Raw genomic sequence first — 9,935 nt, 5'->3', positions numbered from 1 at the left:
TCCTCTGGCTGTTCGGGTTTCGTGTTTTTTGGAGGGCCGCAGGCCCTGCGACAGTGGGGCAGGCATCCCTGCCTGCCCTTGAGCAGGCAAGGATGCCTGCTCCACGAAGTGGCGGCTGGAGGGGCGCAGGCTCTGCGACTGTGGGGCAGGCATCCCTGCCTGTCCTTGAACAGGCAAGGATGCCTGCTCCACGAATTGCGGTGCCGCTGGAGGGTCGCAAGCCCTGCGACCCAGCCACGGAGCCCGTGCCCCTCCACGCATCAATCCGGAATCAATGGATCGCGCCGGACGGATGCCGGCGTCCATCCAATTATCCGCTCAAAAACCGGTCGAGGTCTGCCGACACCTTTCCGTGGTTGAGTTTTGCAAGCAAGGCGCGGCCTTTTTCGGTAAGGCGGTATTTCTGTTTTTTACTACGGGGCTTGTCGGGAATCGTCATTTCAATCAGGTTCATTTCAATTAAATGACGAATTGCGGACTCGTAGTTTCGGGTTCTGCTCGAATATCCAAGGAAAGAAAGCAATTGCTTCTCGATGCATTCGCGCCCCGTCCGGGTGGTGACGGCAACGACTTCGTCGGGAAGAACGGCGGGCAGTTCATGCGCCAGCGCCCAAACGGTATTGGTCAACACCGCCGGGGAAAGGCCAATGCCCGCAACAAGAATGGTTTTGCGCTGCTGATTTTCCATTCCGACAGCTTAGAAAGCGCGAAAGTTCGATGCACGGAAAAAGGGAAGCGAAACCGACAATTGGAACAAATGATTCTGTCATCCCATAATCGGGTCCTATACCTTCCGTCGGATGAGCACTTTCAAGACAGCTGAGTTATTGGCTCCGGCCGGGAGCGCGGATGCGGGATGGGCGGCGCTGGCGTATGGCGCCGATGCGGTCTATGCCGGGTTGCCGCGCTTTTCGGCGCGCGCCGAGGCGGACAATTTTTCGACGGAGCAGCTCGACGAGCTGATCGGCTATGCGCACGCGCACGGCAAGAAGGTATACATCACGTTCAACACGTTGGTGCAGCAGCAGGAGCTGCCGGACGCGCTCGAAGCGCTGGCGCTGATCGACGGGCTGAACGCCGACGGCGTGATTGTGCAGGACATGGGCGTCGCGCGGATGGCGAAGCGGTTCTTTCCCAATCTGGAGCTGCACGCCAGCACGCAGTTGGCGGTGCATAACCTCGACGGCGCCAAGCTGCTGGCCGATATCGGTTTTGCGCGCGTGGTCCTGGCGCGCGAGCTGAGCCTGGAGGAGATCGGAACGATCACGCGCGGGTGCGGCATCGAGACCGAGGTCTTCATCCACGGCGCGCTCTGCTATTCCTACAGCGGGCTTTGTCTCTTTTCCTCGCACGTCTCCGGACGCAGCGGCAACCGCGGGCGCTGCGCCTACTGTTGCCGCCAGACCTTCAACACGGACGCGGGCGAGGGCCTGCCCTTTTCGATGAAGGATTTTGCCGTCGGCGAACATTTGGAAGCGCTGCTGGAAGCGGGCGTGGCCTCGCTGAAGATCGAAGGCCGCATGAAGGGCCCGGCCTATGTCGGGGCCGTGACCGACTTTTACCGCAGGCGCATCGAACACAGGTTGAACGCGGCCGAACAGCGGCAACTGCTTTCCGACATCCAGACGATTTTCGGGCGCCCGGCAACGGATCTTTATCTGGAGGACGCCAACACCAACCCGATCGATCCGACCACCAACGGCCACCGCGGCGCGGTGATCGGAACCATCGGAGCGGTCCGCACGGAGCGCGACGAGCATTGGCTTTGCCTCAACACCGACCGCGCGCTGCAGAAATACGACGGCCTGAAGATCGAGCTGCCCGGCAAGGAACCGTTCGGCTTTTCCGCCACCGAAATCCGCTTGCAGAACGACCGCAAGAAACACCTGAAGTTCGAGGTTCCGGCCCACGCGGACATCGAAGTCAAACTGCCCGACGGCCATCCCTATCTCGAAGCCGGGCTGACCGTCTACTGTTCCATCTCGCAGGCGGTGCGCCAGCGCTACGGTTTCGAAGCCCCCCGCCCCGGCACCTATCGCCAGCAGATGCCGTTCAACGCTTCGGTCAAGCTGACGCCCAGCGGCGTGACGGTACGCTCGGGACAAACGGAAATCGAAATCGCCGAAACGCTGGGCGAAGCGCGCCAGCCGGAGAAAACCATTGCCGCCATCCGCAAGAGCTTCGAGAAGACGGGCGGGACCGAGTGGCGGCTCGACCAACTGGCAATCGAAGACAACGGCCTTTTCGCCCCCGCCTCGGTGGTGAACGATGCCCGCCGCAACCTGCTCGAACAGCTGAGCGCGGAACTCGACACGAAGCAACAACAGGAACATTTTGCACGGCTGGAAGCGCTGGTGCAACCGCCCGCCGAATCGGGAGAGCAAGAGCGCTGGTCCGTGAAGCTGAGAGATCTTTTCTTGCTCGACGAATTGACCAATGAAGAACTGGAGCAGATTGATGAAGTGGTGCTGGAAGGCGAGGCTCTGTCCGAGCCATGCCGTGCGTACGCGGCTCGCACAGAGCCTCGCCCTCCACTCCGTATTGCCCTGCCCGTCATCCAACGCGAATCACGCTTCACCGATCACGCATCACGTTACGAAGTCGCCAACGTCGGCGCGCTCCATCAATGCCGCGAATCGACCGACCTTACCGCCGACTGGCCGCTCTACACGCTCAACACCGAGGCGGCGGAACAGTGGCGAGAGCTGGGCATTAAGCGCAACGTCCTATCGCCGGAGGATACGGGCGACAACCTAAAGGCGTTGCTCGGCCTGTTGGGCGACCGCGCCATCGTCCCGCTCTATCAGCACACGCCGCTGATGATTTCCGCCACGAAGCCGGATGCGGGCGACACGCTTTCCGACCGTAAAAACAAACCCATGCGGGTCGAAATGAACGGCGATGAATTTGTGCTGATCTACGAAGAGCCGTTCTCGCTCATCGAGCATCTCGCCGAGTTGCGCGCGGCGGGCGCGCGCCACTTCCGGATCGACCTTTGCTACGGCATCCGCGATGCGCGGCACGCGGCGCAGATCATCCGAAGCGCGATGGCGGGGCAACCGGTTTCCGGCAGCCACGACGGGAACTATCATCGCGCGCTATAACCCGGAGACCCACCATGAACCATCTCAACCACCTGACACTGAATACCCCGGCGCTGCTGTTTTCGGCCATCTCCCTGATTCTGCTGGCCTACACCAACCGCTTTCTTTCCTATGCCGCGCTGGTGCGTCAGTTGCACGACAACTACATGAATAAACCGCATGGCCTCCTGAAAGATCAGATCCAAAACCTTCGCAAACGGCTCTATCTGATCCGTGCGATGCAGGTGCTGGGCGTCCTAAGCCTTTTGCTATGCGTGCTCTGCATGTTTCTGGTCTATATCAATTGGATGGGAACTGCCGAGTTTGTTTTTGGCGCGGCCCTGCTGCTTTTGCTCGCGTCGCTCGGCGCCTCGATCCATGAAATCCTCATTTCGGTCCACGCCCTGGAACTGCACTTGAGCGACATGCAATAGCGTGACGAGTGAGGCGTGAGGCGTGAGGCGTGACGAGTGAGGCGTGACGAGTGAGGCGTGACGAGTGAGGCGTGAGGCGTGAAAAAAACAAAACCGGGTTGAAGAACAAACAACCACCCGGACCTGCCGATCACGCATCGCGCTTCACTTTGTAGAACGTCATGGAGTCGGATTCGGTGCAGCCGCCCGTGCAGGCTTTCTTGCAGGGAATCTCGACCTTGACCACCCTGCCCTTAGCCGCCAGCATTTCGAGCATGGGACGCAGCGCGGAGGAGTCGATCCCGAGCGCGAGGGCGATCTCCTGGACGGAGAGCGCGCCGCGCTCGTTCAGCAGTTTTACGATGCCACTAAGCATTTTTTTTATTTCTCCATTTCAGCCGAAGCCCCGACGCATTGATGCACCAGAAGAAGGGCCAACCGAATCCCTTCCGTTACGGCAGACGCGGAACTGGTTGCTCCACTAACACCATCCACCTGCTTACCAAGAATCAAGGGCGTTCCATACGAGACTCCCCTGAACTGCGCCAGGAACGACCGCTTCAGCACGGCACGCCCCCGCTTGTGCGGATACTTCGGAATCTGAACATCCGACACGGTCTCATCCGGCAAGACAGCCACCATAACGAGGAAGGGACCGGATCGGCTTACGACCTCCACCTCCACACCATAACCGAGCAGGTCTTTGCCTTTGCGCACTTCCAGAGTCCTCACAGAACGGGGGGAGTTCTTCTTGGGCAAAAGAAACGACATTTGCGTCGCCTCGGGAAACACCTTGTTGAAGTGTTTTTGGAGAGCGGAATCATTTCCGCTCCCCATGCACAAGACGGCACCGCCCAGCCAAACCGACAGGGCGGTTACAAAGGTCGAGATGAACGACTTCTTCGCACAGTACCGCTTCATCAGAACGCCCACCCCATTCCGAGGTTGAACGTATTGTTCGGATCGGCAGCGGCTTTACTGTACTTGAACTGGTAGTCCGCCTTCAGGATCAACTGCTGGGTCAGCGGCAAGTTCACGCCCACGGTGATGTCGGTGCGGTCGTTCGCTCCGTCCTTGACCGTTCCATCCAGAACCTTGTGCTGGGTATCGAATTCCTCGTAACGCACAAAGGGAAGAATATCGGCCTCGACCAATTTACCCGACATCCAAGACTCGGGCATCACGCTCACTCCCGCTTCGAGATACCAGCCGAAGATTTGCTCGCCAACACCGACAGGCAGGTTTTCGGGATCGGATTGATCGCCCAAGGCGACTACGCCCCGGACCTGCAGGCGGGAGACCGTATATTCGAAATCGGCGGAATACATCCCAAAATTATTTTCAGCTCCGCTCCCGCCGCCCTTGTTGGCATTATCCGTACCGCCGTAATAAGCCGAAACTCCTAGACGAAGATCCTGCTCATCGAATGGAAAGAGGTCGATGCGCCCGGTAATCGCCGGGGCGTTCAACCCGCCTCTTTCCTTAATGCGTCCGCCCCGCACCCCGTCGCTCGCGCTAAACGCCGAACCATCCAGCCCGCCGACCACGTAAGCCTGATAATTCAACCAACCGAACGGTGCGCCGAAAACCCCGACGCCATCAATCGACCACGTTGAGGGAATGATGTACTTATCCACCGACGGGCGTTCAACGCCGAAGAACAGGGTGGGTTCATGGGCATGGTTAATAATCCCCATAGGCGCCAGCATTCGCCCGGCACGAACATTGAACGAGTCGGCCAATTGGAAATCGGCGTAGAGCTGTTCAATGGAGATTTCTCCCCCGGCCCCATCGGTCACATAGGCGTGTTCAAGTTCGATCTCCGAGTTTAGTGTGATCCAGTCGGAAAAGTCATAGCCGACATACATCACCAACCGATGAATATCGAAAACGCTTTTTCCGTTCTCTTCGAAATTTGCGTGAATATCTCCATAGCCGCCAAAACGGAATCCTGAACGCAGATCCATGGTCTCGGCGACACTCATCTCCTGCTGGAGCTGGAATGCATCCGAAAGAACCTGCACCTGCCGTTCTAGCTCTGCGATGCGGCCTTGATCCGTCCCTTCCGTTTCACCGTGTACTGCCGAAATCAATGCCCCGGCGGCCATTCCGAACACAACTTGCTTAAACATAACGCTCTCCTTAAAGCTCCCCGTTCATCCACTGAACCGACAAGTGCTTCGACATACCTGTTTAAAGAAAGCTTCGGGACCACCCCGACAGCGAAAATGTTTATGTGAAAGAGAGTGCGTTCCTCTCCGGCTTTGCTCCGGCGATCTTAAGGCCGACGATGGCGGCCACGACCATCGCGAGGCAGATGCCGAGCCAGCCGGCGGCGGAGCCGGGATTCGCCGCAAAGGTCGCGAGCTGGAAGTAGACCGTCGAGACGATCCACGCCAGCGTGGTGAGATAGGTGACGGCAAAGAACATCCAGCGCATCCCGATCTCGCGGGCGATGGCCGCGAGCGCGGCGACGCAGGGCGCGTAGATGAGAATGAAGAGCATGTAGGCGAAAGCCGCGGCCTTTCCGTGTTCGCCGAAGTGGGAAACCATGGAAGAGTATTGGTTTCCTCCCGCCGATTCGTGGACCTCGCCCACCGCGCCGGAGAGGCCGAGCGGGTCCTTCATGTTGGCACCGAGCTCGGAGAAGCCGGCCGGAATCGCGGAAAACGCTTCGACGATGCCGGGCCAGAACTCGAATTCCCCGGCCGTTTCTTCGGCGCCGATTTCCGGCTCGTCGAGCTGGGCATAGATCGAGTCGAGCGTACCGACGACCGCCTCTTTGGCGAAGATGCCGGTGAAAAGGCCGACGACGGCGGGCCAGTTCTCGTCTTCGATGCCCATGGGGCGGAAGACGGGCGTAACGGACCGGCTCACGGCGCTGAGCACCGAGTTCTGCGAATCGTTGTTGCCGAACGAACCGTCGGTCCCCATCGAATTGAGGAAGCCCAAGACGGCGACGATCAGCAGGATGACCTTGCCTGCCTTGAGGATGAAGGATTTGAGGCGATGCCAGGTGTGGTACATGACGCCGCTGAAGGTCGGCATGTGATACGGCGGCAGCTCCATCACGAAGCTGGTGACTTCGCCTTGCAACAGGGTTTTCTTGAACAACAGCCCCGTCATCACGGCCAGCGCGATCCCCGTGATGTAGATGGCGAAGATCACCGCCCCGCCCTTATCCGGGAAGAAGGCCGCCGCGAAAAGCGTATAGACCGGCAGGCGCGCCCCGCACGACATGAACGGGTTCATCAGAATCGCCAGGATGCGGTCGCGGCGACACTCGAGCGTGCGCGTCGCCATGATGCCCGGCACGTTGCAGCCGAAGCCGACGAGCATCGGGATGAATGCCTTGCCCGGCAGGCCGATGCGCCGCAGGAAGTGGTCCATCACGAAGGCCGCGCGCGACATGTAACCGGAGTCTTCCAGAAACGACAGGCAGAGAAAGATGAAGAAGATCGGCGGGATGAAGGTGGAAACCGTCTGGATGCCGCCGCCGAGCCCCTCCGCCAAAATCGCCACCAGCCACGCAGGCGTGCTGAACGATTCAAGCAGATGCCCGAAGCCATCGACGAAGATGGTGCCGAAAAACCCGTCGAAAAAGTCGATGAACGGCGCGCCGATATTCATGGTGATGGCGAAGACGAGATACATCACGCCGAAAAAGACCGGGAAGCCGAGCAGTTTATGGAGCACGACGCGGTCGACCACGTCGGAGAAGGTCTTTCGCGCCTTGTCGCTTCCGGCGGTGACATCCCGCGCCAGACCGTGGATGAAGCCGTAGCGGCCGTCGGCGATGATCATGTCGGTATCATCGCCCACGAGACGTTCGACCTTTTTGAGCTCGTGCTGGATATCGGGCAGCAGCGCCTGGTCGGCCCCGATGAGTTCCATCGCCAACTCATCCTTTTCCAATAGCTTGATCGCCAGCCAGCGCGGCGAAACCTTTTTGGTCAGCGCCACGTCGCCGAGGCTGAGCTCCAACGACTTGAGGACCTTTTCGATATCCTTTTCGTAGGCGACGCGAACGCCCGGCTTGTGGTGGGTCTGGCTGATTTTGCAGATGGCTTCCTTCAGCTCGTCGATCCCCTTCTTCTTGGAGGCGACGATCGGGATCACCGGGCAGCCCAGCTGCTTGGCAAGGTGATCGATCTCGATGCGGATGCCGCGCTGCTTGGCCATGTCCATCATATTGAGGGCCACGAGCACGGGCACATCCATTTCCAGCAGCTGGGTGGTGAGATACAGATTGCGCTCCAGGTTGGAGGCATCGATGACATTGACGACGACGTCGGGGGTGTCGAACAGGATGTGCTTGCGGGCGACCTCCTCGTCCGGCGAGAGCGCCGAGAAGGAATAGATGCCCGGTAGATCGGTGACGTCGATGCTGGCGTTGCAATGGGCGTATTCGCCCACGACACGCTCGACCGTAACACCCGGCCAGTTGCCGACCTGTTGGCGTGCGCCCGTCAGCGCATTGAAGACCGTGGTCTTGCCACAGTTGGGGTTGCCGGCGATTGCGATTTTCAGATTGCTCATTTTTTATCCACCTCAAGCACGTTGGCCTCGTCGGAACGCAACACGACGCGGGAGCCGCGGACTTCGATTTCGATCGGCCCGCCCAGCGGCGCCTTGCGCACCACGGAGAACCCGGCGTTCTTGGTCAGCCCCATGCGGAAAAGCTTCTGGCGATAGGCCGGATCGGCCGCAGAGAATCCCGTTACAACACCGTTATCGCCAACCTTGAGTTCCTTGAGCTTCATGCTTGTCCTTCTTTCAAAAATTAAAGTTCAAATGCGAGTTGCAACGTCACGAGGTCGGCATCGTCTTCGCCGGAGTCGCCCAGCAAACGCATATATTCCAAACCGATCGCGGCATGCTCCTGAAAGCCGTAGGATACCACGCCGCCGAAGCCGTATTCATGATAGCGGCCGTCGGCCGAATAAAGATCGTCCGAGCCCTCGACTTTCAGGCCCGCGGCCCAAGCGCCGGCAAAATTCATCGAACCTTCGAAGTTCCAGGCCATCGGCGTTCCGGCCAGGCCGTCATCCTCCAGCGCGGAAACGAATTCGGCGTTGACCATGAAGGCCCCGAGATAAAGGTTGGCGAAGGCCCCCGCCCCGGCATTCTTTTCGGTAATGCCGAGCCCGGACTGGGAGCCGGTCTCCATCAAGTCGGAAAGGAAATAGACCCCGCATCGAACCCTTTCGGAGATGAAAAAATCGGCGGCGGCATAGACGTTTTCGACCGCCTCCTCGTCGTTGCCCTTGAAGACCCCGGCGGCCAGGCTTATCCAGGCGCTGTCGTACCCGACCATGACGGAGCTTTGGTTGATTTCGGCCAGCTCCAACGTGAGCGGATCGGAGATGAACGCGGTTTCGAAATTACCGACCGGGAGGTAGAAGCGCCCGGCCTGCGCGAACACCGCAAAGGCTTCACCACCGCCCATGGTAATGAAGCCTTCATCCAAGATATTGTTTTCGGTGCTGTCCTCTTCCCACAGGAGCCCGACATGGCCGGACAACCAATCGTTAACGGCGGCGTCGGCAACAAACTCGACCGTCGCCAGCACGATGTCGCTCGCGCTCGTGTCGCCCGTTTTCGAATAGGCCCCCTCCGCTTCGAGCAACAGGCCCCATTCCAGCGACTCGATTCCCTTTTCGACCATCAAGCCCACCTGCGCAGCGGCGTCTTCCTGCCCATGCGCCGATCCTACCGCGAGGACCAACGCCGCAACCAAAATTTCCTTTGCGTTTTTCATTTTCACTTTCCTTTAAGAAGCCCTGCCCAGCCGCTGGACCCAAACCCCCTAAAACCGTCATCTCGCGTCGGGCGCACCCCGACCGCATGAAATCTCCTACAAATGGCGCTGTGAACTGTCCACCACATAGCGGTATTGCTTGCCGCAATGGATGATGACTTCCTTCTGACCCTTTTTCAGAATCTTGAAATCGATCTTCATCTCGCCGAATCCGTCATGCGCAACCAGCATGTTGTAGAGCGCATCGATCCGCTTTTTTACATTTTCGTGGCTATCGGCCATGGCGTCTTTCCCGCTGTAAATTAGGGCCCAATTTAGATGTTATCTTAATACGGTCAACCCTAATCGCAACTTTTTCGTCTCGCCTAACTTTCCGTTCGGGCATCGGCCGCCGGCAACCGGGTTCCGCCGGCCGGAACCCGGGCGAACTCGCGTCATTCAGCCCGGCGGACGACTTTCGACCCCGCCGCCCAGAAACGCTAAACCATCGAACAAACCTACATGGATTATAATTTTTTTTCCGTTCCTCGAAAAAAAAATCCCTTGCACAAAACTAGTGCCCCTCCTAAAATCGGTTTTGTAAAGAGCGAGAGCTACCCGGGCGGTTTCCTATGAGCGGGTGCCCATGCCTTCCGAGCGCGATCGCTTGATAGATTCGAGGAGTATCGAAATGAGCAT

At 58.9% G+C, this 9,935-nt stretch carries 10 protein-coding genes; 2 read left to right on the top strand and 8 right to left on the bottom strand.

Going from position 1 to position 9,935, the window contains the following annotated elements; translation table 11 throughout:
- Positions 1-310: 310 nt before the first annotated feature.
- A complete protein-coding gene (locus ABYO54_RS09210) occupies positions 311-688 on the bottom strand; it encodes a Fic family protein (protein ID WP_372807959.1) in 378 nt (125 codons plus the stop codon).
- A 139-nt stretch (positions 689-827) separates the two neighbouring features.
- Between ABYO54_RS09210 and ABYO54_RS09205 the strand changes: the two genes are divergently transcribed.
- Together ABYO54_RS09205 and ABYO54_RS09200 are read left to right on the top strand one after the other, a co-directional pair.
- Positions 828-3,104: a U32 family peptidase gene (locus ABYO54_RS09205; RefSeq protein ID WP_372807958.1), complete on the top strand. Its 2,277-nt coding sequence runs from the start codon at positions 828-830 to the stop codon at positions 3,102-3,104.
- Between the two features lie 14 nt (positions 3,105-3,118).
- On the top strand, positions 3,119-3,517 hold the full coding sequence (locus ABYO54_RS09200; protein ID WP_372807957.1) for a DUF2721 domain-containing protein: 399 nt from the start codon (positions 3,119-3,121) through the stop codon (positions 3,515-3,517).
- 130 nt (positions 3,518-3,647) lie between these two features.
- Here ABYO54_RS09200 and ABYO54_RS09195 read toward each other — a convergent pair whose 3' ends face one another.
- The 7 genes from ABYO54_RS09195 to ABYO54_RS09165 all read right to left on the bottom strand — a co-directional run bounded on the left by ABYO54_RS09195 (position 3,648) and on the right by ABYO54_RS09165 (position 9,539).
- Complete coding sequence (locus tag ABYO54_RS09195) at positions 3,648-3,872, bottom strand: FeoC-like transcriptional regulator (protein ID WP_372807956.1); 225 nt, start codon at positions 3,870-3,872, stop codon at positions 3,648-3,650.
- 5 nt (positions 3,873-3,877) lie between these two features.
- Entirely contained in the window at positions 3,878-4,417 is a 540-nt protein-coding gene (locus ABYO54_RS09190) for an FMN-binding protein (RefSeq protein WP_372807955.1), read from the bottom strand.
- Entirely contained in the window at positions 4,417-5,628 is a 1,212-nt protein-coding gene (locus ABYO54_RS09185; protein ID WP_372807954.1) for a porin, read from the bottom strand. Before ABYO54_RS09185 ends, ABYO54_RS09190 begins: the two co-directional genes overlap by 1 nt.
- A 100-nt stretch (positions 5,629-5,728) precedes the next feature.
- Complete coding sequence (feoB, locus tag ABYO54_RS09180) at positions 5,729-8,035, bottom strand: Fe(2+) transporter permease subunit FeoB (RefSeq protein ID WP_372807953.1); 2,307 nt, start codon at positions 8,033-8,035, stop codon at positions 5,729-5,731.
- Entirely contained in the window at positions 8,032-8,259 is a 228-nt protein-coding gene (locus tag ABYO54_RS09175; RefSeq protein ID WP_372807952.1) for a ferrous iron transport protein A, read from the bottom strand. The genes feoB and ABYO54_RS09175 overlap by 4 nt, the downstream gene beginning before the upstream one ends.
- Before the next feature lie 20 nt (positions 8,260-8,279).
- On the bottom strand, positions 8,280-9,257 hold the full coding sequence (locus ABYO54_RS09170; RefSeq protein WP_372807951.1) for an LbtU family siderophore porin: 978 nt from the start codon (positions 9,255-9,257) through the stop codon (positions 8,280-8,282).
- A 96-nt stretch (positions 9,258-9,353) separates the two neighbouring features.
- Positions 9,354-9,539, bottom strand: a complete 186-nt coding sequence (locus ABYO54_RS09165; protein ID WP_372807950.1) for a hypothetical protein — start codon at positions 9,537-9,539, stop codon at positions 9,354-9,356.
- Positions 9,540-9,935: the final 396 nt, after the last annotated feature.

It is taken from the genome of Pontiella sp. (assembly GCF_041622395.1).
GTDB lineage: Bacteria > Verrucomicrobiota > Kiritimatiellia > Kiritimatiellales > Pontiellaceae > Pontiella.
This window is presented reverse-complemented; position numbering and strand designations above follow the sequence as displayed.